Consider the following 24743-nt stretch of genomic DNA (forward strand, 5'->3'; position numbering starts at 1 on the left):
AATCCCCGGTATACTTCCCTCCTTGCAAGAATCCCCTGAGTTTTTTCCGTGGTGTCACCCCGTTCCCCTGCACGACGAGGAGCCTCGTGAGCGTCGCCGAACCGATCGAAATGTCGCCTGAGCCAAGCAGCGCACGCGTGGCGTCGGGTAGCAGCTTTTATGCTGCCATGCGCATTCTGCCGCCCGCGCAGCGCGAAGGTATGTTCGAGATCTACGCCTTTTGCCGCGCCGTGGACGACATTGCCGATGACGGCGACGACACCTCGGCGAGCCGCATGGCGCGTCTGGCCGCCTGGCGGCGCGATCTGGCCGATCTGTACGACGGACGCCCGGCGCCGTCGCTCGCGAACCTTGCCCGCGTGGTCAAACAGTTCGGCCTGAAGCACGACGACTTTCTCGCCGTGATCGACGGCATGGAAATGGATGCCTGCGGCCCCATCGTCGCGCCCGATCTGCCCACGCTCGATTTGTATTGCGATCGAGTAGCGAGCGCGGTGGGCCGTCTGTCGGTCAAGGTGTTCGGCATGCCCGACGCGGACGGCATCGCGCTGTCCCATCATCTCGGCCGCGCACTGCAACTCACGAACATCCTGCGCGACATCGACGAGGACGCCGGCATCGGCCGCGTCTATCTGCCGCGTGAAACGCTGGCCGAGGCCGGCATCGTGGACGCCACGCCGCAAAGCGTCGTGGCCGCCCAGCTCGATCGGGCCTGCGCCCCGCTCGTGGCGCAAGCCCGTGAACACTACGCGAAGGCGCGCGCGATCATGGCGTCGTATCCGCGTCGCGTGGTTATTGCGCCCGCCGTGATGGCCAAGGCCTACGGTGCGATTCTCGACAAGCTCATTGCGCGCGGCTTTGCCGTGCCCCGCGAGCGCGTGCGCGTACCGCGCTGGCGTCTGATTCTGATGTTGCTGCGGCAGATGGTCTTCTGATGGCAGGGACGGTTCATGTCATTGGCGCCGGCCTGGCAGGCCTGGCCGCGTCGGTCAGGCTTGCGACGCGTGGCGTGCCGGTCGTGCTGCATGAGGCGGCACCGCAGGCAGGTGGGCGTTGCCGCTCCTACTTCGACCCGCAGTTGAATGCCGTGATCGACAACGGCAATCATCTGGTGCTCTCGGGCAACACGACGATGCGCGAATTTACGCGCACCATCGGCGCCGAGCACACGCTCACCGGCCCCGATCGCGCGCAATTCGCGTTCGTCGATCTCGAGAGCGACGAGCGCTGGACGGTGCGTCTGTCGGAAGGGCGGTTGCCGTGGTGGATCTTCGACAGCAACGCGCGCGTGCCGGGCACGAAGTGGTCGGACTACCTGTCGCTCGCGCCGCTGCTGCGAGCGGGTCCCGACGCGACCATGACCGACGCGATGCGTTGCCCGCCCGCGCTGTACCAGAAGTTGATTCACCCGCTGTTCCTCGCCGTGCTCAACGCCGACCCGGCCGAAGGCTCGGCGCAAATGGCGGCCGCCGTCATTCGCGAGACGCTCGCGGCGGGCGGCAAGGCCTGTCATCCGCTGATTGCGAGCGAGGGCCTGGACGTGTCGTTCGTCACGCCCGCGCTGGCATTCCTGGAAGCGAAGGGCGCGCGCGTGATGATGCAGCACCGCGTGCGGACGTTGGGCTTTGCGCCGGACGGCAGCCGCGTCGAATCGATCGATTTCGGTGACGGACCGCAAGCGTTGGCGGCGGACGATGCCGTCGTGCTGGCGGTGCCACCGAATGTGGCGGCGGCGCTGGTGCCGGACCTGACGACGCCCGACGAATACCGGGCCATCGTCAACGCCCATTTTCAGGTGCCGCCGCCGCCGGGCTGCCCGCCGATGATCGGCGTGGTGAACGGCGTGAGCGACTGGATCTTCGCCTTCGACGGCCGGTTGTCGGTGACGATCAGCGGCGCGGACCACCTGCTCGACGAATCGCGGGAATCGCTCGCGCTGCGCATCTGGGAAGAGGTCGCGCGCGCCTGTCAGGTGCCCGCTGCGCCGATGCCGGTGTGGCAATTGGTGCGGGAGAAGCGCGCCACGTTTGCGGCAACGCCGGCGCAGGACAAGCGTCGCCCCGGCACGCGCACGCGCTGGCGCAATCTCGTGCTCGCCGGAGACTGGACGGCCACCGGCCTGCCCGCAACCATTGAAGGCGCGCTGCGCAGCGGCAACCGGGCGGCCGACGTGCTGCACCCCGCCTAAGGCCTGTCGAATCGTCTCGCGCGTGAGCCGGGCGACAGAACCCGGCACCTATCGTCAATGACACTGTTTAACCGGTGCGTACGGCGCGCCGATCACACGCCTTTGAATAGGCAAGAATGCCATGGACACGACACGCGATGCTTCTGAAAAGGAAGCGCGACGCACGGCCACTGCCACGGCCGTGGATATCAAACTGCATACCGAGCTTGCCCAGAAGGTGAGCACGGCAATGGCGACGCAGACGCTCGAGACGGGGATCGACCGCTCGATCACGGCGTTGCTCGACCTGCAACAGGACGACGGTCACTGGCTCTTCGAACTGGAAGCCGATGCGACGATTCCGGCCGAATACGTGCTGCTGCGTCACCACCTGGCCGAGCCGGTCGACGCCGAACTCGAAGCGAAGATTGCCGTCTACCTGCGCCGCATCCAGGGCGAGCACGGCGGCTGGCCGCTGTTCCACGAGGGCAAGTTCGACATGAGCGCGAGCGTGAAGGCGTACTTCGCGCTCAAGATGATCGGCGATCCCGTCGACGCCCCCCATATGGTGCGTGCCCGCGAGGCCATCGTCTCGCGCGGTGGCGCGCAGCATTCGAACGTCTTCACGCGGATATTGCTGGCGCTCTATGGCGTGCTGGAATGGAAGGCCGTGCCGATGATGCCCGTCGAGATCATGCTGCTGCCGCAGTGGTTTCCCTTCCATCTGTCGAAGGTGTCGTATTGGGCGCGCACCGTGATCGTGCCGCTGCTCGTGCTGCAGGCCAAGCGTCCGCGCGCGCGCAACCCCAAAGGGGTCGGCATCGACGAGCTGTTCATCGGCAGTCCCAAGGACGTCGGCCCGCCCAAGCGGGCACCGCACCAGAGTCGCTTCTGGTTCACCTGCTTCTCGGGCGTCGATCATGTGCTGCGGGCACTGGATCCGTACTTTCCGAAAAAGCTGAGAGAGAAGTCGATCCAGTGTGCCGTCGCGTTCGTCGAGGAACGCCTGAACGGGGAAGACGGTCTCGGCGCGATTTATCCGGCCATGGCCAACGCGGTCATGATGTACGACGCGCTCGGCTATCCCGAAGATCATCCGAGCCGCGCGATTGCGCGCCGGTCGGTCGAGAAGTTGGTGACGCCTGCCGATCACGAGACGTATGTGCAGCCGTGTCTGTCGCCGGTGTGGGACACCGCGCTGACCGCGCACGCGCTGCTGGAAACCGGTGACCAACGCGCCATCGAGATGGCGGGCAAGGGGCTCAAGTGGCTCATTCCGCTGCAGATTCTGGACGTGCGCGGCGACTGGATCTCGCGCCGCCCGAACGTGCGCCCGGGCGGCTGGGCCTTTCAGTTCGCAAACCCGCACTACCCGGATGTGGACGACACGGCCGTGGTCGCCATGGCGATGGATCGCTACGAGAAGCTGGCCGGCACCTTCGAGAACGACACGGTCGACGCGAGCGCGCGGCCGATGCGTCACGCGATCGATCGTGGCACGGAGTGGGTCATCGGCATGCAGAGCAGCAACGGCGGCTGGGGCGCGTTCGAGCCCGAGAACACGCATTTGTACTTGAACAGCATTCCGTTCTCGGACCACGGGGCCTTGCTCGATCCGCCGACGGTGGACGTCTCCGCGCGATGCCTGTCGATGCTCGCGCAATTACCGCCGTCGCCGGAGCGCAAGGCGTCGGCCGATCTGGCGTTGACGTACATCCTCGACGATCAGGAAGCCGACGGCAGTTGGTATGGCCGCTGGGGCATGAATTTCGTGTACGGCACGTGGTCGGCGATGTGCGGCTTGCAGGCGGCGGGGTTGTCGCCGGCGCATCCGGCCATGGCGCGCGCGGCGCAGTGGCTCCTCTCGATCCAGAACGCCGACGGCGGCTGGGGCGAGGATGGCGAGAGCTACAAGCTCGACTATCGGGGCTACGAGCCGGCACCGAGCACGTCGTCGCAAACGGCATGGGCGCTGCTTGGCCTGATGGCGGCGGGCAAGGCCGACGACCCGGCGGTCAAGCGCGGCATCGACTATCTGCTGAGCACGCAGAATGACGAAGGGCTGTGGGACGAAGCCCTTTACACCGCGACGGGCTTCCCGCGCGTGTTCTATCTGCGCTATCACGGCTATCGCAAGTTCTTCCCCCTGTGGGCACTCGCGCGCTACCGCAACCTGACGGTGCGCAACGACTGCCCGGTACCGTGCGGCATGTGATCTCGACCCTCATGACTCCGCCCATCATCGTGGTGACCGGCATGCCCTTCGAAGCCCACATTGCACGCGGCGACGGGGTGGTCGTGGTCTGCGCGCAGAACAATACGCTCGCGTCAGACCTGGAGGCCGCGATGGCGCGCAACGGTGCTCGTGGGCTGGTGAGTTTCGGCACGGCGGGCGGATTGAGGCCCGGTGTGACGCCGGGGCAATGGGTGATTGCGCAGACGGTGCTCGATATGCCGCGGCAGGCGCACGCGTATGCGTCGTGTGTGGGCTGGGCCGATGTGCTGTGTCGCGTCATGCCCGACGCCTTGCGCGTCGATCTGGCCGGTGTCACGGCCCCCGTCGTCACGGCCGAGGACAAGGCCGCGCTGTGGCGCGAGCGCGGGGCGGCGGTAGCCGACATGGAGTCGCACATCGTGGCACGCGTGGCGCAGGCGCACGGACTGCCGTTCGTGGCCGCCCGCGTGGTGATTGACCCGGCGGAGCGCTCGCTCCCCCCGGCGGCGCTGGCCGGGCTTCGCAGCGACGGCTCCACCGATATCCTCGGCGTGCTGCGCTCGCTCGCCGCCAATCCCCTTCAATTGCCTGCGCTGTTGCGCGTAGGAAAAGACGCCAGCCGCGCCAGACAGGCGATGCGCCATGGCCGCGAGATCGTCGCGCGCGAACTGGGCGCCGGATTCGGCGCGGTGTCCGCGGGCATCTGATCGCGGCGTCGTTCCGCGCCATCCTCACCGAGACGACAATCCACAAAAATGCCAGCGCGTTGAGCGGCACCCCAAACGTTGGATACGAATCCGACCATTGGGTTGTTTTTCATGGCGAAGTACGACGAGGTGTTCAAGCTTCAGTGGGGGAGCCGTACCGACGCGGCGAGGCAGGACTCAAGACGCTATCGAAGCGACATGGCATTTTAGTTTTCGGGCAGACGCCGGTGGATGTACCGGCTCAAGCGTCCGACGATTGCTGCCCGCGCGCCTGGGCGCGTCCCTTCCACATGCCGCCACGTCCACGCCAGTGCTGCAGCGCCGAGTCGAACGTGAAGGCGGTGTAGAGCGCGGCGACGAGCGGCAGCAACGGTCCGAAGCCCGATGGCTGCCGATAGAAGCGCAACATCGGCAGGTAGGCCAGCGTCATCGCCATCCATGCGAAGAGGCCGAGCCATTGCGCAATGCCCGTTGCAAAAAGGGTCATGACCGGCGGCACGATGAACGTGAGCAGCAGCGAGACGAGGGTGCCCGCGAGCAGCACCGGCGAGTACTGCAACTGCGCATAGGCCGTGCGCGACACCATCTTGCGAATCTCGCCGAGGTTGTCGTACGGACGCACGCTCATGGCGCGTTCGGTCAGCCCCAGCCAGATCGCGCCTTGCTGCTTGAGCAGGCGTCCCATGGCGCAGTCGTCGATGATCTCGTCGCGAATGGCTTCGATGCCACCACCCGCTTCGAGCGACGCGCGATGGATCAGCATGCACCCCCCCGCGGCTGCCGCCATGCGCTTCTTCGGATCGTTGACCCACGCGAACGGATAGAGCATCTGGAAGAACAGCACGAACGCGGGAATCAGCGTGCGCTCGAACCACGCGGTGCAGCGCAGCTTCGCCATGAGCGAGACGAGCACGCGGCCATCGCCCACCGCGCGTGTGACCAGGCGGCGTACGTTCTCGGGTGAGTGCGCGATGTCGGCGTCGGTATGCAGCAGGTAATCGGGCGCTTTGCCATCGTCGTTCGTGGCGGGATCGCTCGCGAACGCGACCCCCTGGCGCACCGCCCACAGCTTGCCGGTCCAGCCGCCGGGCAGGGGCTGGCCGCTGAGCACGTCCACGCGGCGCGTGAAGCCGTCGGCGGTGGCCTGCGCGGCCGCTTCGCGCGCGAGATCGGCCGTGCCGTCGCTGCTCTGGTCGTCGACGACCACAATGCGCAACTGACCGGCATAGTCCTGGCGACACAGCGATGCCACGACCTGTCCGATCGATTCCGCCTCGTTGCGCGCGGGAATGACGACGGCCACCGCAGGCCAGACGTCGGGCACGGGCAGACGGTCTTCCTCGTGGTCGTCGCGCTCACGCGCGCGCCAGAAGCCGCCTTGCGAACTCAGCAGATAGATCCAGATACCCAGCGACAGCGCCGCGATCCAGGCCAGTGCAGTCATGTCAGATATCCGGCGGCGCCGAACCAGGCGAGCGCGTCTTGCAGACCTGCGGCGTAGGGGCGGGCGGTGTAGCCGAGGTCGCGCTTCGCCTTCTCCGACGAGAAATACATCTGGTATCGCGACATCTTCAAGCCATCGACCGTGACGAACGGCTCCTTGCCGGTGAAGCGCGCAACCCCTTGCGCCGCCATGGCGAGCGGATAGAGCGGCCAGCGCGGCAGGGCGATCTTCGGGGCACGGCGTCCCACCATGTCCGCAATGCTCGCGAGCATGTCGCGCAGCGGCACGTCGTCGCCGCCAAGGATGTAGCGCTCACCGATGCGGCCGTGCTCGAGGGCGAGCAGATGGCCTTCGGCGCAGTCGTCGACGTGCACGAGGTTCAGGCCCGTGTCGACGAACGCGGGGATCTTGCCCTGTGCCGCCTCGACGATGATGCGTCCGGTCGGCGTGGGCTTGATGTCGCGCGGCCCGATGGGCGTGGACGGATTGACGATCACGGCGGGCAGGCCGTCGTTGGCGATCATCCGCTCGACCAGACGCTCGGCCGCGACCTTGCTGCGCTTGTACACGCCGATGGTCGTGGCTTCGTCGTTGGGGGAAGTTTCGTCGACCGGGCCGACGGCGTCGTGCACCCGCAGCGTGGCAACGCTGCTGGTGTAGACCACGCGCCCGACGCCCGCGCGCAGCGCGGCCTGCATCACCGTGCGCGTGCCGTCGATATTGGCCCGCATGATGTCGTTGGGGTCCTTGGCCCAGAGCCGGTAGTCGGCGGCCACGTGGAGCAGGGCATCCACGCCGGCGAGCGCGCGCTGCATCGACGCCGCGTCGCGCATGTCGCCTTCCACGACCTCGACGGGCAGGTCGGCGAGGTTCGCGCGCGGGCTGGTGCCGCGCACCAGCAGCCGAACCTCATGACCCCGCGCGAGCGCCGTGCGTGCGACGGCGGAACCGACAAACCCTGAGGCGCCGGTGACCAGGACCCGCGACGGCATTTACGCCTTGGCCCGGCGCAGCTCGTCGAGCTTGATCTCGACGTGCTTCGAGAACACGTATTCCGCCGGGCGTTGCTTGGCGAACGAGACGTCTTCGGCCATCGCGCCGTCGGTGCGCACGCCCTTGAGGGCCACGCCTAGCGCGCGCAGCGGATGCGACATGGTTTCGTTCACGGCCGTGGCTTCGAAACCGCTGTGCACCATGCAGTCGGCGCACTTCTCGTAGTTGCCCACGCCGTACTTGTCCCAGTCGGTGGTGTTCATCAGTTCCGTGTACGTCTTGGCATAGCCTTCGCCAAGCAGGTAGCACGGACGCTGCCAGCCGAACACGGTGCGCGTCGGGTTGCCCCACGGCGTGCAGTGGTACGAACGGTTGCCGGCGAGAAAGTCGAGGAACAGGCTCGACTGGCTGAAGGTCCAGTTCTTGCCGCCGTTGCCGCGCTTGAGAATGTCGCGGAACAGTTGCTTGGTCTTCGAGCGGTTCAGAAAGTGCTGCTGGTCCGGGGCGCGCTCGTAGGCATAGCCCGGCGACACGGTAATGCCGTCGAGGCCCATGTCCTTCGTCGAATCGAAGAACTTGGCGACCTTTTCCGGATCGGCGTTGTTGAACAGCGTGCAGTTGATGTTCACACGGAAGCCGCGCGACTTGGCCAGCTTGATGGCGGCCACGGCACGCTCGTACACCCCATCCTGCGACACGGCGGCGTCGTGCATTTCACGGTCGCCGTCGAGGTGAATCGACCACACAAAGAACGGGCTCGGCGCGTAGTCGTCGATCTTTTTCTCGAGCAGCAGCGCGTTCGTGCACAGATAGACAAACTTCTTGCGCGCGATGATGCCCTTGACGATCTCCGGCATCTCCTTGTGCAGCAGCGGCTCGCCACCGGCAATCGAGACCACCGGCGCACCGCATTCATCCACGGCGTCGAGCGAGTCCTTGAGCGAGACGCGCTGGTTCAGGATGGGATCCGGATAGTCGATCTTGCCGCAGCCCGAGCAGGCGAGATTGCAGCGGAACAACGGTTCGAGCATCAGCACCAGCGGGTAGCGCTTGTTGCCCTTGAAGCGTTGTTTCATCAGGTAGGCGCCAACATACGCCTGTTGCAGGAAGGGGATGGCCACGTTCGGCTCCTGTTCGTATTCGAAATGCGTTAGCCGGCGAGCGCTTGTTGCGCGGCGACCGGCTCGTCTTTGGTCAGTTCCGACGGCAGGCGAAACTGGATCGTTTCCTCGATGCCGTCCATGAGCGTCACTTCGACGGTGTCGAGGCGACGCAGCGCGTCGATCACGTCTTCGACCATGCGCTCGGGCGCGGACGCCCCGGCGGTGATGCCGATGCGGGCCTGGCCGCGCACCCATGCGGGATCGACCTCGCTGCCGTCGGCCACGAGATAGCTCGGCAGTCCCATTTCGGCGCCGATTTCGCGCAGGCGGTTCGAGTTCGAGCTGTTCGTTGCACCCACCACGAGCAGCACGTCCACGCGCTCGCACAGCTCGCGCACGGCGGTCTGGCGGTTTTGCGTGGCGTAGCAGATGTCCTTGGTGTCCGGGCCGACAATATCGGTAAAGCGACCTTGCAGCGCAGCAATGATACCGCGAGTCTCGTCGACCGACAGCGTGGTCTGCGTCACATACGAGACCGGGGTGTCGACGGCCAGCGGCAGCGTGCCGACATCCTGCTCGGTCTGGACGAGATGCACGGGGCCATCGATCTGGCCCATCGTGCCCTCGACTTCCGGGTGGCCGGCGTGTCCGATCAGGATGACCTCACGTCCGGCAGACACGTAATTCTTTCCCTGCAGGTGCACCTTGGTGACGAGCGGGCAGGTGGCATTGAGCACCCGCAGGCCGCGCGTCTGCGCTTCCTGTTCGACGACGCGTGCGACACCGTGCGCACTGAAAATGGTGACCGCACCCGCCGGGGCTTCGGACAACTCGTCGATGAAGCGCGCGCCCTTGGCCTTGAGCGAATCGACCACGTGCTTGTTGTGGACGATCTCATGGCGCACGTAGACCGGGGCGCCGTATTTTTCCAGGGCGCGTTCCACGATCTCGATGGCACGTATGACACCCGCACAAAAACCGCGGGGTTGGGCAAGGAAGACTTGCATTCAGCTCTCCGGCTCAGGTCGGCCGGGATGGCGATTCCGATCGAGTGCCCATGTCCTGATCGCCATGGCCTCGAGGAACACGCGGTACCAGTATCGATGGCAATTCGCGCGCACCCTTTGGGGGACCGCCGTCCGGTCGTTTGACAAGCGACGATTGTAACCGCCGCCGCCAAATGGTGCTGGCCACCCGCGGTAGGCAGAGACCAGCGCATGTTGCTTGAATGTTGACGAATCGGCGCTTATCTGGATCGGATTTGCGCCGAAGGTGCCGCCAAGTGGCGACCGACGCCTCGGCCCGCCGTCGCCGGGCGCGACGGGCGTCGTCAAGTCGTTGATTTTACTTGCCGAAACGCGCGTTCTTCTCACGCAGATAGGCAATCAGTCCGTCAATGCCGCCCTGGGCGATACGCGCCTTGAATTGCGGTTGGTACAACTGGATGAGCCACGCGTTGGCCACGTTCTCGCCCATCATGTTGATGTCGTAGATCTTCCAGCCCTTGTCGGTCTTGGCCAGACGATAGGCCACCGACAGGTTGTCGCCATTGCTGTTGACCGAGGCGCCGACCACCACATCGCTGCTGTTCGCCGTGAGTTTCGCCGGCGTGAACTTGAACGCGATCTGGGTGCCTCGCACCTGCGAGAGTTGCAGCGCGAAGGTGTTCACGAGCAACTGCTGGAACTGCTCGAAGACCTGTTGCTGCTGGGCCGGCGTGGCCGCGTCGAAGGCCTTCGAGCCGACGGCGTAGCGCGTGGTCCGATGGAAATCGGTATAGGGCAGGAAGTCGCGGCCCACGACACGGGCGGTGGCCGCGACATCGCCGTCACGGGCGGCCGCGTCTGCCTTGGCTGCCTTGACGACCGTCTCGACCGCGGTCTTCACCATGTCGTTTGGATTGTTGCTGCTCGCCTGAGCCCAGGCGCCGGAGGCGGCGCCGATGCCGCTCAATGCGACGGCTGAGACCGCCGTCACCAGAAATTTGTTCATACCGTCTTCGTGGGTTTCGTTCGGGTGGCCGTAGTGTAGAGCACGCGGCCTTGTATACTGCTGCGATTTCGTAAATTCACCGTTTCCTTGTCTTCCATGAGCAGATCGACGGGCATCGTCCGCGATTGGTTCCCCGGTATCGCTCGATACATCACGTTTCGTGACCGTTTGACGCGCGGCGGCCGGGACGAGGACACTCCACTTTCTTCCGGAACCGCTACATGCTGACTTCGCTCGTCGTGCGCATCGTCCGTTTTTCGGCGAAGCACGCGTACCCGGTCATCGTCGCTTCGCTCCTGCTCGTGATGGCGAGTTGCGTGTATGTCGCCAGGCACTTCGCGATCAACACCGATATCTCCGGCCTGATCGATTTGAACACGCCTGCCGCCGAGCGCGGCCGTGCCATCAATCGCGCTTTCCCCCAGAAGTCCGACCTCACCCTGGCCGTGGTGCAGGCCCCGGCGGCAGAGTTCGCCGACCGGGCCGCCGCCGAGCTGGCTGCGAAGCTCGCCACCGAGACCGACGTGTTCAGGGCGGTGAGTCGGCCGGGCTCGGGAGAGTTCTTCGCCCACAACGCGCTGCTCTTCGCACCGCTTGGCGACGTGAAGTCGCTCACGGGCAAGCTGGACGACGCGAAACCCCTGCTCAACCGCCTGGCGCAGGACCCCAGCCTGACCGGCTTGTCGAACCTGCTGTCCGTCACGCTGCAAACGCCGCTGCTCACGGGGCAGGTCAAGCTGCCGGACATGGCCAGCCTGCTCGGGGCGGCGGCCGACACGACCGAGGCGGTGCTCGCCGGGCGGCCGGCGGCGATGTCGTGGCGGGCGCTCGTCGCCCCGGACACCGTGGCGCGCAGCTATGTTCAGGTGCAGCCCGTGCTGGACTACGCGGCGCTCGAAGCCGGCGCGAACGCCGCGACGCGCATTCGCGAGGCCGTGGCCGACCTGAAGCTCGGTGAGCGCTATGGCGCGACGGTTCGCCTGACGGGCCCACGTCCGCTGTCCGATGAAGAGTTCGCCTCCGTGCGTCAGGATGCCGGGCCCAACGCCATCGTCACGTTGCTGGCCGTGCTGGTCGTGCTGTGGCTGGCGGTGCGCTCGGGCAAGATGATTCTCGCGGTGTTCATCACGCTGCTGGCAGGGCTGGCCGTCACGTTCGCGCTCGGTCTGATGATGGTCGGCGCGCTCAACATGATTTCGGTCGCATTCGCGGTGCTCTTCGTCGGCATCGGGGTGGACTTCGGCATTCAGTTCGGCGTGCGCTATCGCGAGGAGCGCCATCGTCTGGACCGGGACGCCGGCGTGAAGGGTGACGACGCGCTCCACGGGGCGCTCATCAGCGCGGGCAGGGCGATTGCCATGCCGCTGTCGCTGGCGGCCGCCGCCACGGCCGCGAGCTTCTTCTCGTTCCTGCCGACCGATTATCGCGGTGTGTCCGAACTGGGGCTGATCGCGGGGGTGGGCATTCTGTGCGTGGCCTTCCCGTCGGCCATCACGTTGTTGCCGGCGCTCATCAGTGTGTTCAAGCCGAAGGGAGAACCTAGCCCGCCGGGTTTTCGCAGCCTCGGCCCGGTCGACGCGTTCACCGAGAAGCACCGCAAGCCGTTGCTTTACGGCACGCTCGCCCTCGTGGTCGCGGGCCTGCCGCTGCTCGCCCATCTTCATTTCGACTTCAACCCGTTGCATCTGAAGGATCCGAAGACAGAGTCGATGGCGACGCTGACCGATCTGGCCAATTCGCCGGAAGCCGGAGTCAACGACGTGCAGTTGCTCGCCCCGACGCTCGCCGCCGCCGATGCGGACGCGGCGAAACTGCGTGCCGTGCCGGAGATCGGTCGCGTGGTCACGCTCACCACATTCCTGCCGGCGGACCAGTCCGCCAAGCTTGCACTGATCGGCGCGGCCGCCGAGTCGTTGCTGCCTGTGCTGTCACAGACGCCGCTGACACCGGTGACCGACGCGGCGCGCGTGTCGGCGCTCAAGACGGCCGCCGGTCAATTGGAGGATGCGGCCCTCGATCATCCAGGCGACGGCGCGAAGCCGGCGCAACGTCTGGCGGTCGCGTTACGCAAGCTTGCCGCGGCGGACCCGGCGACGCGCGACCGTGCGGAGCGGGCGATCACCGAGCCGTTGAAGCTCGCGCTCGGCCAGTTGCGCGACGCCCTGCAGCCGCATGCCTTGACGCGTGAGTCGCTGCCCAAGGATATCGCCTCGCAATGGGTGGCGGCCGACGGGCGCGCGCTCGTGAACATCTCGCCGCACGTGGCGAAGGGGGCGGATCCGAGCGACGACGTCATGCTGCGCAAGTTCACTACCGCCGTGCTGGCGACAACGCCGGACGCCGTCGGCGGCCCGATCTCGATCCTGCGCTCAGCCGACACGATCATTCGCGCGTTCGTCGAGGCGGGTGCGCTGGCCTTGCTCTCGATCACCGTGCTGTTGTGGCTGGCACTGCGCAACTTTGGCGACGTGCTGCGCACGCTGGTGCCGTTGCTGGTCTCGGCAGGCGTCACGCTCGAACTCAGCGTGCTGATCGGTCTTCCGCTGAACTTTGCGAACATCATTGCGTTGCCGCTGCTGCTCGGGGTGGGCGTGGCATTCAAGATCTACTACGTGATCGCGTGGCGTCACGGGCAGACGCGACTGCTGGCGTCGGGGCTGACACAGGCGATCGTGCTCTCGGCCGCGACCACGGGCATTGCCTTCGGCAGTCTGTGGCTGTCGCATCACCCGGGCACGTCGAGCATGGGCAAGCTGCTGGCGCTATCGCTCGTCTGCACGCTGATCGGCGCCGTGTTCTTCCAGCCGGTGCTCATGGGCAAGCCGCGCAAGAAGGCGCCGCCGTCGCATAAAGCCTGACGTCGGCGACATCAGGCGACAGCAACTCAAGCAGAACGGCACCGGAAGGTGCCGTTCGGCGTTCGAGTCTCGATAAATCGGAGGATAGATCAGGTGAGGTGAATCAAGCGCGGAAGGTCGGGCACAGCCATTCGGTCATGAGTGAACGTTCGTTCCCGCGCTCACTTCACCAGCCTGGCGAAGGACGCCAGCAGGCGGTCAATGTCGGCCGCCGTGAGGTTGCCCATCGTCGAGATGCGGAACAACTCCTTGGACAATCCGCCTTGACCGGCGTAGATCACGAAGCCGTCGGCCTTGAGCCAGTCGTGCAGGCGCGGATAGTCGACCCCGGCGGGCAGCTTGTACGCGCGCAGCACCACGGACGACTCGCCCGGCGGCAGCGCGCCGTCGATACCCAGCGCGGCCAGGCCGGCACGGGCCTGCTCGGCGAGCGCGCCGTAATGCGCGTGACGCGCTTGCCAGCCCCCGGCATCGTCGAGTTCGCGCAGCGCTTCGACCAGCGCGTAGTAGGCATGCACGGACGGCGTGAACGGCGTGTTGCGCTCGGCCTGGAGCTTGGCCAGGCGCGCGATGTCGAGGTAGTACGTGCGGCTTGCGGCCTTGGCGAGGGCGTCTTTTCGCACCATCACGAACGACACGCCCGGCACGCCGTGCACGCATTTGTTCGCGGTGGCGGCCACGGCCACGATGCCCGAGTCGTTGAAATCGATGGCTTCGGCGGCGAAGCTGCTCACGCCGTCGACCAGCAGGCCGATGCCGCGCTCGCGGCACGCGCGGGCGAGACCCGACAGGTCGTTCAAACGGCCCGTTGTTGTCTCATGGTGAATGATCGCCACGTGGGTATACGGGCGATCGCCTGCCGTGTCGAGCTTACCGACGATCTGTGCCAGGTCGGGCGCTTGCATCCATTCGAAGTGGATGACGTCGTGGTCGATGCGGTATTGCTTCGCGATCTGCGAGATGCGCTCGCCGTACACGCCGTTCTCGACGATCAGCAGGCGGCCGCCTTCCGGCACGAGGCCCGCCGTCATGCTCTCGACGGCGGCGGTGCCCGAGCCGGTCATCAGCACCGGCGTCCACACGGCCGGGTCGAGGCCATACACGCCGTTCAGACGCGCACGCGCTTCATCCTGGAGATCGAAGAATTCGGGCTCGCGGTGGCACAGATCGGGTTGCAGCAAGCTCTTGCGGACGCGCTCGGTAAGGGTCACGGGACCCGGATTCAGCAGCAGCATGGCAAAGGTTCCTCGGCAGATGTCTTGGGTCTTGAAAGGGGGACGCTCAGGCCGAAGCCTGCGCGCGCTGTGCAATGTGGTCCATCAGGCGCGACTTGACCGCTTCCGGCGTAATCTTCGGACGCGGCAGATCGTCGGGCGTCCCCGGACGCGTGCGCAGGCATGCGAAGCGAGGGCCGTCGTTCTGGCGGACGGCGGCGGCACCGAACACGGTGTCGATGACGTCCAGCGTATCGCCTTCGAGCGCCGCGGAGTAGCCGCTGGCCGCCGCAACGCCCGCAAACGACACCGTGGGCGAGACGGTGGCCTGTGTGCCGGTCGAGTCGTGCGACGCATTGTCGAGCAGCAGATGCACGAGATTCGACGGGCCGTATGCGCCCAGCGTCGCGAATGCGCCCATGCGCATCAGTGCGGCGCCGTCGCCGTCGAGCGCGACCACTTGCAGGTCGGGACGCGACAGCGCCAGACCCAGCGCCAGCGTCGTCACGCATCCCATCGAGCCGACCATGTAAAGCTGGTTGGCGCGATCGTCGAGCGCGTAGAGTTCGCGTCCGCAGAAGCCGGTCGAGGCCAGCACGACGGTGCGTTCGAGCGGTGTGTGCGCGATGATGCGCGCCAGGGTGTCGCGGCGTGTGGGCAACTCGGACGGTGCGACGTCGCGCATGAGCGATACCGGGGCGGGCTGCGCCGGACGCGTGGGACGCTCGGCCGGTGGCAGCGGAAAGGGCGCCACGCTGCCCTTTTGCATGACGAGGGCATAGGGGCGGCCGGTCTCGTCCATATGGCGTACGGCACGTGCCAGCGCCGGGACAATCGCCTCGGGCTCGGTCGGGAACAACTCCCAGGGCACTTCCATCAGGTCGAGCATTGCGGGCGTGATGGGGCCCATGAGCGCGTGTTGCGGCTCATCGGCGATGCCGGGCTGACCGCGCCACGTCACGATCAGCAACTGCGGAAGCCGGAAGGTCCACGTGAGCGAGGTCAGCGGGCTCACGGCGTTGCCGAGGCCCGAGTTCTGCATCATCGTGACCGCGCGAGCGCCGCGGCCTTCACCGAGCGTCGCCCCGGCCGCGATGGCGACCGCGTCGCCTTCGTTGGCGGCCGACAGGTAATGCAGCGTCGGATCCTGCAGCACGTAGTTGATGAACGGCGTGAGGAACGAGCACGGCACACCGGTGTACCACGTGAAGCCGTGCTGGCGCGCGGCGTCGACGAACTGGCCGGCTTCAATCATGGCGGGTCTCCGTCGCGGCGCCGCTAAACGGCGTCTGGCCATGCGCGAAGTCGGCCGCGTGGCGGAATTCGTCCATATCGTTCACCCCACGCCAGTGGCCGTGCACGTACTGCACTTCGATGCTGGCGCCGTCGGCGGTGAGGGCATTGATCAGGTCGGGCATGCCAAGCCGGTCGAAGTCCGCGCGGGCCTGCAAGGCCGCGAAGACGCGCAGCAACCGCGCGCGACCGTCCTCGCCGCGCACGCCCAGCAAGCCTATCCAGCGGCCGTTGGGCGCGCGTCCGGCGTGCGTGGCGTCGGCGCTGATTCGCTCCAGCAGCACCCGCTGGCCGAACAGGCCGCGATCGTCGCCGGCCGAGCAGTACGCGAAGTCGCGCACGCTGGCGTTGGTGGCATCGGCAGTCGTGGTGGCGGTCGAGTCGACCACGACCGTGAAGTCGGCATCGCTCTCAACCAGGTCGCGCACGATGTAGCTGCGGAACAGCAGGTCGCCGTAAGAGACGATCGTGTCGTGCGCGAACGCGTTGGTCACGCGCGCGAGCGAGGCGAGTTCGCCGGTCTCGGCGTGACGCTCGTTGATCGCGAGGGTGATGCCCGCCGTGTCGATCGCGTCCGCGCGATAGCCGCCCACGACGGTGATGTCATTCACGTTCTGCTTCTTGAAGCCGTCGACCAGCCAGCGCAGCAGTGGCTTGCCCGCCACGGGAAGCATCACCTTCGGACGGTCGGTCGTCACGCTCTCGAGGTTCTTGCCGCGGCTGGCGGCCAGCACGATGGCCGCGCGCGGCGCGCTCGCGGCCGACAGGTAGCGGTCCTCGGCTTCGCTGTATTCGGCCGTGTCCTGCAGGCGAAAGATTTCGTCGACGGTCGCGATGCGGTCTTCGACGTTGACGAGCGTCTCGCTGCGGTGGATCTCGGCAGCCACGGCCTGCATGGCCGACGTGGCCGAGCGAATCAGGTGATTGGCCCAGATCGCGACGCTGATGCCCGCCTCGCGGAACACCTCGGTCGGCGTGCTGTAGTACTTGGTCGGCACGATCACCAGCGGGCAGCGGCGGTCCCACTCCCGGGCGAACTGCACGATCTCATCGGCACGGCTCAGCTTGCTGTGAATCAGGATGGCATCGGCCCCGGCCTGCCGATAGGCCTCGGCACGGCGCAGCGCCTCTTCCATGCCCCAGCCGGCGATCAGCGCTTCGACGCGCGCCACGATGGAGAAGTCGTCGTCGGCCTGCGAGTCCTTGCCCGCCTTGATCTTGCCGCAGAACTCGTCGATATCGGCGAGCGGCTGGCGTTCGCCGCCGATGAAGCTGTTGGTCTTCGGGAAGACCTTGTCTTCGATGCACACGCCGGCCACGCCGCGTTGCTCGAGCTTGCGCACCAGGCGGCGCATGTTGTTGAAGTTGCCGTAGCCGGTATCGCCATCGAGCAGGATTGGCAACTGGCTGGCGTCGGCCATGAATTCGAGGTTCTCGACCACCTGCGTCCAGCTCGCCTCGTTGTTGTCGCGCACACCGAACTGCGCCGAAATGGCGAGCCCGGACGCCCAGATACCCTTGAAACCGGCCTCGCGCACGATGCGCGCAGACAGGCCGTTGTGGGCTTCCATCAGGAATTCGAGCTGCGCGCTGCGCAGCAGGGTGCGCAGCTGCGACGCGCGCGTCGCAGCCGGCGCAGGGGAGAATGCGTCGGGAGCGTTCATTCGGACACCATGGTGAGGGGTTCGAGTTGTGGCAGCACCAGGTCAGCGGCGCGCTTCACATCTTCAGGGTAGTCGATTTCGATCCAGGGGAAGCCTGTGACGTCAGCCGTTTCGAATTGCGCGCCGCGCTCGAGCAGCAGATCGCGCACGGCTTCCTCGTGCGGCAGCTTGGCGCGGCCCGATTCGACGTAATCACGCGTGATTTCCGCCAGGCGCGTGGCCGTCGCTTCGTTGAAACGGAAGAAGCCGACCGATTCGCCGACGGTGTCGTAGTCAAGGCCGACCATGACCTGCTTGCGCAACTCGACCGGCACCCCGTTGCGCAGGCACAGCTTGACCGGCTCGTCGCCGACCTCGAAGTCGCGGTCGATAAGCAGGCGGTTCGCCGTCTGGCCCGCCACCAGGGCGTTGAAGATGCGCTGGTCGTAGAGCACGTCGGCATCCATGACGAGCACGTCGCCGCCCGCGGTCATTGCATCGGCGGCGGTGTGCAGTGTCAGCACGCTGCCCAGATGGAATTCGGGATTGAGACGGATTTGCGGACGCGGCGTCCAGTTCAGCCGCTCGAGGGCTTCGCTCACCTGCTCGTGATGGAAGCCGAGCGCAAGCACCACATCGGTGATGCCGGCCGCGGCCAGCATGCGCAAGTGGCGCTCCAGCAGCGACATGCCGTCGAACTCAAGCAGGCACTTGGGCGACTGCTTGTCTTCAGGTTGGAGCAAACGCAGGCCCATGCCTGCTGCGAGAATGATGGCGCGCATGGTCGATATCCTTCTTTAGAGCGATGCAGAATCTGTGGCGGCAGGCAGCGGCGCGCTGTCTTGCGCGGCCCGCTGGCGGCGCCAGCCACGTTCGGAGACGTGAAGATAAACGAGGCCCGGCACACCGAGCAGCAGCTCGCGAGTGCGCTTGGCCAGCGAGAGGGCCAGACCGGCGTCCGCCGGCAGCCCCACGAGCGGGGCGAGCAGCAGGTACCCGCCTTCCTGCACGCCGAGCGAGCCCGGCACGAAGAACGCCGCGCCACGAATGGCTTGTCCGAGGCTCTCGAGCAGCAGCGCGTCGACCCAGCTCACCGGGTAGCCGATGCATTGCAGAATCAGCCAGACTTCCGCGGTGCCGACGATCCAGCCCACGAGACTGAGCAGGAAACTGGCGAGCACCTGACGGCGTTGTCCGTACATGCGTTGCACGATGTCGTCGACGGCATCGGCCCGGTCGAGCAGCGCCGACCAGTCACGCTTGGACGACAGCTTCGAGAGCAAGCGAAACGCCCAACCGAAGAGGCCGCGTTGCTGCGCCACGTAGAACGCATAGAGCAGGGCGGCGATGAGCGCGGTGGCAAGCAGCATCGGTAGCCACAGGCCGTCATGGGGGCGGTGCGTGGCGCTGATGCCGAACACGGCCAGTCCCAACAGGGCAAAGACGATCTGCGCCACGGCTTGCAGCGTCGTACTCACCGTGATGGCCGCGGCGGCTTCGCGCCCGGCCATTCCGCGCTGCTTCATCTGGCGCACCATCGCGATCGGTCCGCCGATCTGCCCGGCCGGCAGCAGGCTGTTGACCGACTCTCCCACCCAGCGAGTGAGCGTGGCGCGGCGCAGCGAGCAAGATTTCGCCACCAGCACCTGAATGGCGGCGGCGTCCAGCACCAGCGGCACAAGGTGGAAGGCCGCAATGGGCAGGAGTCCCCAGCCGGCCACCGCCAGCGTGGACATCACCGATCCCGTTCCCTGCCAGATCAGCAGGGCGACGAAAAGGGCGAAACCGAGGGTGAGGGAGACGATGGCGGTCCGCTTCATTTAGCGTTTCGTCCGTCCCAGGAGCTGACGAAACACTTGCCGGAAGCCGAAATAGGCGATGGCGTCCTTCATGTTCGAGATGAAGCGCTGCCACGCGCCCATGCGCGGGTCGGTCACATACTCGAACGTGAGCGAGATGCGCTCCTCGTTCTCGCCGAGCGGCGTGATGCGGTGATGCAGTTTGTCCCCGTCGAAGAACACCAGCGCCCCGGGCGGGTACGCAACGGCGCCGTCGACCGGCGGCACGCCGGGGTTGCGCGTGTGAAGGCGGTATTCGAGCCGGCAGCTCGATTGATCCACGACACCCAGCAGCAGCGTGTAGCGGCGGCCCTTGTAGTACGAGGTGTCGTAGTGCCATCCGATGTGATCACCGGGACGCGTGTAGTAGTAGAGCGCATAGGCGTGCGGGTCGTCCTGCGGCGATGGCAGCAGCTTTTCACCAGCCAGACGTTCCAGGAAGCGCAGCAGGGCGGGCGAGCGGTACAACTCAGCCACGAACGGGGCGTGCTCGTCGAGCGTGTGGCGGCTCACGCTGCCTCCCTGTTTGTGACCGGGCAGGTAGTTGCGGTTCACGTTCGGCGTCACCGCGCGGGCGGCGGCGATCAACGCTTGCGTGACGCTCGGCGGCAGGAACGTTTCCAAATAGACGAACGCGTCCTGCGATTTGAATTCGCGCGTGGCAGCCGCGACGTCGATGGCATCAAGGGCGCGTTCGATTTCGGCGTCTGCCGCGAACGCCGCAGGCGCCGAGGGGGCGTGCGGCATTGCTGAGGACGCTGGAGGCGCGACGGACGAGAGGGACTCGCTGGGTGCCCGAATCTCGTCCGGCAACGGGCGGCGCATCGCCCGTACGTAGTCGACGATCACCAGCAGCGCGAAAAGCGGCGCGCCGATGGCCGCGGCAATCAGGAACCCGCGTGTGCCGTCGAACAGCGTGACGAGGGGCATCAGGTAAAGCACGTCTTCCGTCTCGAACCCGCCGAGGCGAGCCTGCGTCGTGCCGGCCTTGCCGACGCGCGCTTCGATGCGCATGCGCAGGAAGAAGATCAGCGCCACCGTAACACCGGCAATCCAGCCGAGCGCCGAGGCACTCAGTGGCAGGGGCACCGCATATTGAATCGGCGTAACGGCCGCGACGCCCAAGCCGATGCCGCCAAACAGCAGCACGGTGACGAGCGCGTCCGAGGCGAGGTCGTAGAAGTGACCCAGACGGCTCGTCTTGCCGCTGATCCGCGCCAGTTCGCCGTCCGTATGGTCGATGAAGTTCGACAGGACCAGCAGCACGGCCCCCACGTTGGCCATGGCATAGCCGCCTTGCGCGAACGCCCAGGCGCAGGCGATACCGACGATCAGGCGCAGGGTCGTGAGGTGGTTCGGCGTGATGCGTGTGTCGGCCAGCGGTGTGACCATCCAACGCGCAAGCCGTGCGTCGTATTGGCGCGGACGCGGTGGCGCGGGGTCTGCGGTTTTGCTCGTGGCTGACGCAACACCCGGCGCCGGAATGGTTCTTGGTATCGTTTCCATGAGGAAGGAATATATACCTATCAGGCGGTATCGTGCAGCGCAGCCAAAGCACTGCGCTGAGCGCAACAAGCTTGGGCACGCCGGACATCGGCACGCGCGCAATTCTCGCGCTGCGCTTGCGCGCCGAGCCGTCGGGCCAATCTTGCCAAATGCGCTTTTCTCCCTTGAATTGTCAGCGAATTTTGATTGCGATGATATTCTGCAATACCCCATTTCGCTTGACGAATGACCGGCGCCCTTGATGGAAAATCGACCTGCCGTCGGGATAGCGGCGTCGGCGTGATGCGCGGATAATGGCCGTCCTGTTCGGCTCATTTTGCGGCGCTATCCGAGCGCACATTTCTCCATGTCCCAAACGATTGCCATTCTGACCGGCGCATCCCGTGGTCTCGGCGCGGCGCTTGCGCGCGGTCTGCTCTCTCCCGGCACCCATCTCGTGACGCTGGCCCGTCACACAGACGACGACCTCACCGCGCTGGCCAGCGCTCACGACGTCAAGCTCGAACAAGTGGCCGTCGATCTGGCCGATGCCCAGGCCGCCGCGCGGGTCGCCGAGCGCGTCTTCGCGACGCTGCCGCGCAACGCCACGCGATATCTGCTGATCAACAATGCGGGCACCGTCAATCCGGTCGCCAATGCCGCGGCGCTCAACGATCCCGCAGCCATCGGCGCGGCGTTCAACTTGAACGTCACCGCCGTCATGCTGCTCACGGCGCGTTTTCTCGCCGCGACGCAGGGGCTCACGGCCAAGCGGCAGATCGTCAACATTTCGTCGGGCGCCGGCCGCAATCCGACCGCCGGCTGGGCGGTGTACTGCGCGACCAAGGCCGCGCTCGACATGTACACGCGGGTTGTCAACACGGAATATCGCGAGCATGGCGTGCAGGCGGTGTCGCTCGCGCCCGGTGTGGTCGATACCGGCATGCAGGAGACGATTCGCAGCAGCAGCCTGGAGAGTTTTCCGGCATTGGCCCGCTTCCAGGATCTCAAGGCAAGCGGCAAGCTCTCGTCGCCTGATGCCGTGGCGCAGCGCATCCTGGCGCTGACCGAGCGCGACGATTTCGGTCAGACCGAGATTGACGACATCCGCCACTACGCCTGAACGGGACTTGAACCGCGCGGGCAGCCCGCACACGTCGGCTGTCGCCCTCCAGCGCGCAAGCAAAAAAAGCACCGGTCGGCGTTTCGCCGGCCGGTGCCATGCCTTTGCCGCCGACGCCGTCGCGCCGGGGGCCTACTGCTCGGTACTGGTGATGAAGACGCTGCCGTTACGTTCCGGTGCGTACAGGATCAGCGTGGGCGCGTGAATGTCAAAAGCACGTTCACACGCTTCTCCATACGAATCGAACTGCACGGCCCAGGCGCCGTTGCGCACGTAGCAGTGCGTGATGGTATCGGTGCGTCGGTCAAATTCCTGACCGAGAAAGACACCCTGCGTGTAACACCAGACGACGAACCCGTGAAAGTCGGCCTGCTCCGGTGCGCGAAACACGCGCCAGCGAGCGTCGTCCCGCGCCGCCTGACGCGAAGTCGCGCCCGCTGCCCAACGCTCGAAGCCGTCGTGTCGTTTGCGTTGCTCCATGTCGTCGTACCCCCTTTTGGGTGAACCGCCCTTCGGGTGTCGAAATTCGACATCCCCGGGACGCGTTTTCATAGTCGGAATTTGTTCCTGGCATTTCTATCAGGCAATTCCGAAAGACGGCAGGGAATTTCTCCAAAGGGGAACGCGATAGACGGTGTTAATCGTAGTGAATCGCAAGCCAGACGGTGGTTTCGCCCGGTGTCGTCCATTCGACACGATGCTGTCGGTGCGCGGCGATCGTGACTGCGTCGCCGGGCTTCAGCACGAGTGTCTGGCCGGGGGTGTCGGCAAAGGCCAATCCCGCGCCGCCGGTCAGCAGCGCCACCCACTCGTGCTGCGCCTGGTCGTACCAGAAGCCGGGCGGGGACGCCTGTCCGGTCGAGACAATGCGCTCAAGCCGCATCCCCGGGCGCGCAAGCAGCGTAGTGAACTGCTCGGTAGCGTTCGGGTCGCGAGACGAAGGGAGTCCGGCAAACAGGTTTGTGTCGGGCAGCGGCGGCGTGTCCATACGTATCGAGCGTTCTTGCGTCAGTGGGGGATAGAAAGCATACACGCGCCGCTCCCGCTCAGTCGTCCAGCGTCTCGTGCACGGCGGCATCACCGCGTCGCCAGTAGGCGGCAGCCTTCACCCATTTCGGGTTGAGCCCGCGAGCGTCGACGAGATGGCGGCGTAGGGCCTTCGCCACGCCAGCCTCGGCCGCGACCCAGGCATGCACGTCGCCAGTCGGCAGCGTGGCCTGGGCCAGTGCGTCGATCAGCGCGGTGCTTTGGCCGGCGGGCGTGCCTTCGCGATAGACCCATTCCACCACGACGTCGGCGTCGCTTGCGAAGCGCAGGCGGTCGGCCGGACTGTCGATTTCCGCGAAGACGAACGCCAGCGCACCCGCCGGTAGTTCGGCCAGGCGCCGCGAAATCGCGGGCAGTGCCGTGTCGTCGCCGATCAGAACATAGCCGTCGAACGTCATGGGAATGAGGAACGAGCCGCGCGGGCCGCCTACGCCGATGCGCCCGCCCGGTTGGGCCGAGCGCGCCCACTGCGTGGCGGGGCCGGAGTCGTGCATCGCAAAATCGATCACCAGGGTTTGCGACGCCGCATCGTACCGGCGCGGCGTGTAATCGCGCATCAGTCGTGGGGCTTCGCCGGCCTCCGGCTTGGCGATCCCCGGCGAGCCGATTTGCGGCAGCGCCAGTTCGCCGGTCACGGGGTCGGGGAAGAACAATTTGACGTGATCGTCGAAGCCGGGGCTGGAGAAGCCTTCGAGATCGTCGCCGCCGAGCGTCACGCGCAACATGTGCGGCGTGAGCCGCTCGACATGACGGACTTCGAGCACGCGCAGGCGGAGTTCATGACGCACGCGCTGTGGCGTGCGATCGGGGATGACAGTCGGTGCCGCGTTGTCTTGCATCAGAGTCGCTCCAGTTGTTGCGCAGCCGCGTCGAGAATGGCCGCGAAGGCGTTGGCCTGTTCGGGGGAGAGCGGCTCGCCGCCCAGACGCAAATGCACGGCATATTTGAAGTTGTGCAGCGCGCGCATGACCTGCGGCGGCATGTCTTCCGAACGCTCGCGGCGCGTCGCGAGTCGTGCGAGCAACTCCGTCACCGCCGCTTCGTTCTCGGCCAGATATTCACGGCCGGTGTCGGTGATTTCGTAGGACTTTCGTTGGCTGTCGCCGGTGGTTTGCTGCACTCGGAGGTAGCCCATTTCTTCGAGCAGCGTGAGCGTTGGGTAGACAACACCCGCGCTCGGGCTATATGTGCCGTTCACACTCTCCTCGATGGCTTTGATGAGTTCGTAACCATGGCGGGGTTGCTGCGCGATCAGATGCAGCAGCACGAGCCGCAAGCCCCCATGACCGAAGAGGCGGCCGCCACCACGTCCGCCCCTGCCGCCGCGTTCGCCGCGCCGTTCGTCGCCAACCTCCATGCTGTCCAGATCCAGCGGGCCTCGGCCCATGAAATCGCCACGTGATCCACGCATGATGCGACTCCTTATCGATGTAGTTAAGACGTGTTTACGATATATCGAAATTGCGTCGAAAGCAAAGCTATTTTTGTGAAGATCACGTCGGAAGGGCGGGGAATGACCGTGTGGCGGGGCGGACAGCAGGGTATTGCGGAGAATTGCGGAGTATTACGGGAGGGTTTCGCGAGGTGCGGAGATTGGATCGAAATGCGCATTTCGATAGGT

21 protein-coding genes and 1 pseudogene are annotated in these 24743 nt (G+C 66.0%); 6 read left to right on the forward strand and 16 right to left on the reverse strand.

Translation table 11 applies throughout. The annotated features are described in order from the left end of the window. Positions 1-86 precede the first annotated feature (86 nt). From hpnD to PEP31012_RS14565, 4 genes are all read left to right on the forward strand, one after another. Positions 87-935 (forward strand): presqualene diphosphate synthase HpnD, encoded by an 849-nt coding sequence (gene hpnD / locus PEP31012_RS14550; protein WP_150590036.1) that lies wholly within the window; start codon positions 87-89, stop codon positions 933-935. Next, a complete protein-coding gene (gene hpnE, locus PEP31012_RS14555; protein WP_150590037.1) occupies positions 935-2188 on the forward strand; it encodes a hydroxysqualene dehydroxylase HpnE in 1254 nt (417 codons plus the stop codon). Before hpnD ends, hpnE begins: the two co-directional genes overlap by 1 nt. A 229-nt stretch (positions 2189-2417) precedes the next feature. Beyond that, a complete protein-coding gene (gene shc, locus PEP31012_RS14560; RefSeq protein WP_150590098.1) occupies positions 2418-4382 on the forward strand; it encodes a squalene--hopene cyclase in 1965 nt (654 codons plus the stop codon). An 11-nt stretch (positions 4383-4393) separates the two neighbouring features. Continuing rightward, positions 4394-5089 carry a phosphorylase gene (locus tag PEP31012_RS14565; protein WP_150590038.1) on the forward strand — a complete coding sequence of 232 codons (696 nt, stop codon included), beginning with the start codon at positions 4394-4396 and terminating at the stop codon, positions 5087-5089. Between the two features lie 241 nt (positions 5090-5330). On the opposite strand, the gene PEP31012_RS14570 is transcribed toward PEP31012_RS14565, so the two are convergent. The 5 genes from PEP31012_RS14570 to PEP31012_RS14590 all read right to left on the reverse strand — a co-directional run bounded on the left by PEP31012_RS14570 (position 5331) and on the right by PEP31012_RS14590 (position 10621). Continuing rightward, positions 5331-6533: a glycosyltransferase gene (locus PEP31012_RS14570; RefSeq protein ID WP_150590039.1), complete on the reverse strand. Its 1203-nt coding sequence runs from the start codon at positions 6531-6533 to the stop codon at positions 5331-5333. Then, positions 6530-7525, reverse strand: coding sequence for a hopanoid-associated sugar epimerase (gene hpnA, locus PEP31012_RS14575; RefSeq protein ID WP_150590040.1), 996 nt, complete (start codon positions 7523-7525; stop codon positions 6530-6532). Before hpnA ends, PEP31012_RS14570 begins: the two co-directional genes overlap by 4 nt. Further along, complete coding sequence (gene hpnH, locus PEP31012_RS14580) at positions 7526-8647, reverse strand: adenosyl-hopene transferase HpnH (protein ID WP_150590041.1); 1122 nt, start codon at positions 8645-8647, stop codon at positions 7526-7528. Positions 8648-8676: 29 nt separating this feature from the next. Then, positions 8677-9636, reverse strand: a complete 960-nt coding sequence (gene ispH, locus PEP31012_RS14585; protein ID WP_150590042.1) for a 4-hydroxy-3-methylbut-2-enyl diphosphate reductase — start codon at positions 9634-9636, stop codon at positions 8677-8679. 337 nt (positions 9637-9973) lie between these two features. Continuing rightward, a complete protein-coding gene (locus PEP31012_RS14590) occupies positions 9974-10621 on the reverse strand; it encodes an MlaC/ttg2D family ABC transporter substrate-binding protein (RefSeq protein ID WP_150590043.1) in 648 nt (215 codons plus the stop codon). Positions 10622-10842: 221 nt separating this feature from the next. Here PEP31012_RS14590 and hpnN point away from each other — a divergent pair, with 221 nt between their 5' ends. Next, the gene (gene hpnN, locus PEP31012_RS14595; protein WP_150590044.1) at positions 10843-13479 is read left to right on the forward strand and encodes a hopanoid transporter HpnN; all 2637 of its coding nucleotides are present in this window, start codon (positions 10843-10845) and stop codon (positions 13477-13479) included. Between the two features lie 161 nt (positions 13480-13640). Here the strand turns inward: hpnN and PEP31012_RS14600 are convergent, their stop codons facing one another. From PEP31012_RS14600 to PEP31012_RS24255, 7 genes and pseudogenes are all read right to left on the reverse strand, one after another. Then, positions 13641-14714 carry a 2-aminoethylphosphonate aminotransferase gene (locus tag PEP31012_RS14600; RefSeq protein WP_150590045.1) on the reverse strand — a complete coding sequence of 358 codons (1074 nt, stop codon included), beginning with the start codon at positions 14712-14714 and terminating at the stop codon, positions 13641-13643. A gap of 46 nt (positions 14715-14760) precedes the next feature. After that, positions 14761-15948 (reverse strand): phosphonopyruvate decarboxylase, encoded by a 1188-nt coding sequence (gene aepY, locus PEP31012_RS14605; protein WP_150590046.1) that lies wholly within the window; start codon positions 15946-15948, stop codon positions 14761-14763. Then, entirely contained in the window at positions 15941-17650 is a 1710-nt protein-coding gene (gene aepX / locus PEP31012_RS14610) for a phosphoenolpyruvate mutase (protein ID WP_150590047.1), read from the reverse strand. The genes aepY and aepX overlap by 8 nt, the downstream gene beginning before the upstream one ends. Next, positions 17647-18411, reverse strand: coding sequence for a phosphocholine cytidylyltransferase family protein (locus tag PEP31012_RS14615; protein ID WP_150590048.1), 765 nt, complete (start codon positions 18409-18411; stop codon positions 17647-17649). The genes aepX and PEP31012_RS14615 overlap by 4 nt, the downstream gene beginning before the upstream one ends. A gap of 15 nt (positions 18412-18426) precedes the next feature. Continuing rightward, positions 18427-19449, reverse strand: a complete 1023-nt coding sequence (locus PEP31012_RS14620; protein ID WP_150590049.1) for a flippase-like domain-containing protein — start codon at positions 19447-19449, stop codon at positions 18427-18429. Beyond that, positions 19450-20214 carry an alpha-ketoglutarate-dependent dioxygenase AlkB gene (locus PEP31012_RS14625; RefSeq protein ID WP_246171308.1) on the reverse strand — a complete coding sequence of 255 codons (765 nt, stop codon included), beginning with the start codon at positions 20212-20214 and terminating at the stop codon, positions 19450-19452. A 60-nt stretch (positions 20215-20274) separates the two neighbouring features. Next, positions 20275-20973: pseudogene (locus PEP31012_RS24255) on the reverse strand (CDP-alcohol phosphatidyltransferase family protein); the annotation flags it as partial. Between the two features lie 346 nt (positions 20974-21319). On the opposite strand from PEP31012_RS24255, the gene PEP31012_RS14630 reads away from it, so the two are divergent. Next, positions 21320-22075, forward strand: a complete 756-nt coding sequence (locus PEP31012_RS14630; protein ID WP_150590050.1) for an SDR family oxidoreductase — start codon at positions 21320-21322, stop codon at positions 22073-22075. 132 nt (positions 22076-22207) lie between these two features. Here PEP31012_RS14630 and PEP31012_RS14635 read toward each other — a convergent pair whose 3' ends face one another. The 4 genes from PEP31012_RS14635 to PEP31012_RS14650 form a co-directional block, all read right to left on the reverse strand. Further along, positions 22208-22555, reverse strand: a complete 348-nt coding sequence (locus tag PEP31012_RS14635) for a hypothetical protein (RefSeq protein ID WP_150590051.1) — start codon at positions 22553-22555, stop codon at positions 22208-22210. Between the two features lie 157 nt (positions 22556-22712). Continuing rightward, entirely contained in the window at positions 22713-23063 is a 351-nt protein-coding gene (locus PEP31012_RS14640) for a cupin domain-containing protein (RefSeq protein WP_150590052.1), read from the reverse strand. A 58-nt stretch (positions 23064-23121) separates the two neighbouring features. Next, on the reverse strand, positions 23122-23961 hold the full coding sequence (locus tag PEP31012_RS14645; RefSeq protein ID WP_150590053.1) for a siderophore-interacting protein: 840 nt from the start codon (positions 23959-23961) through the stop codon (positions 23122-23124). After that, a complete protein-coding gene (locus PEP31012_RS14650; protein ID WP_150590054.1) occupies positions 23961-24533 on the reverse strand; it encodes a PadR family transcriptional regulator in 573 nt (190 codons plus the stop codon). The genes PEP31012_RS14645 and PEP31012_RS14650 overlap by 1 nt, the downstream gene beginning before the upstream one ends. Positions 24534-24743: the final 210 nt, after the last annotated feature.

It is taken from the genome of Pandoraea eparura, from assembly GCF_902459725.1.
GTDB lineage: Bacteria > Pseudomonadota > Gammaproteobacteria > Burkholderiales > Burkholderiaceae > Pandoraea > Pandoraea eparura.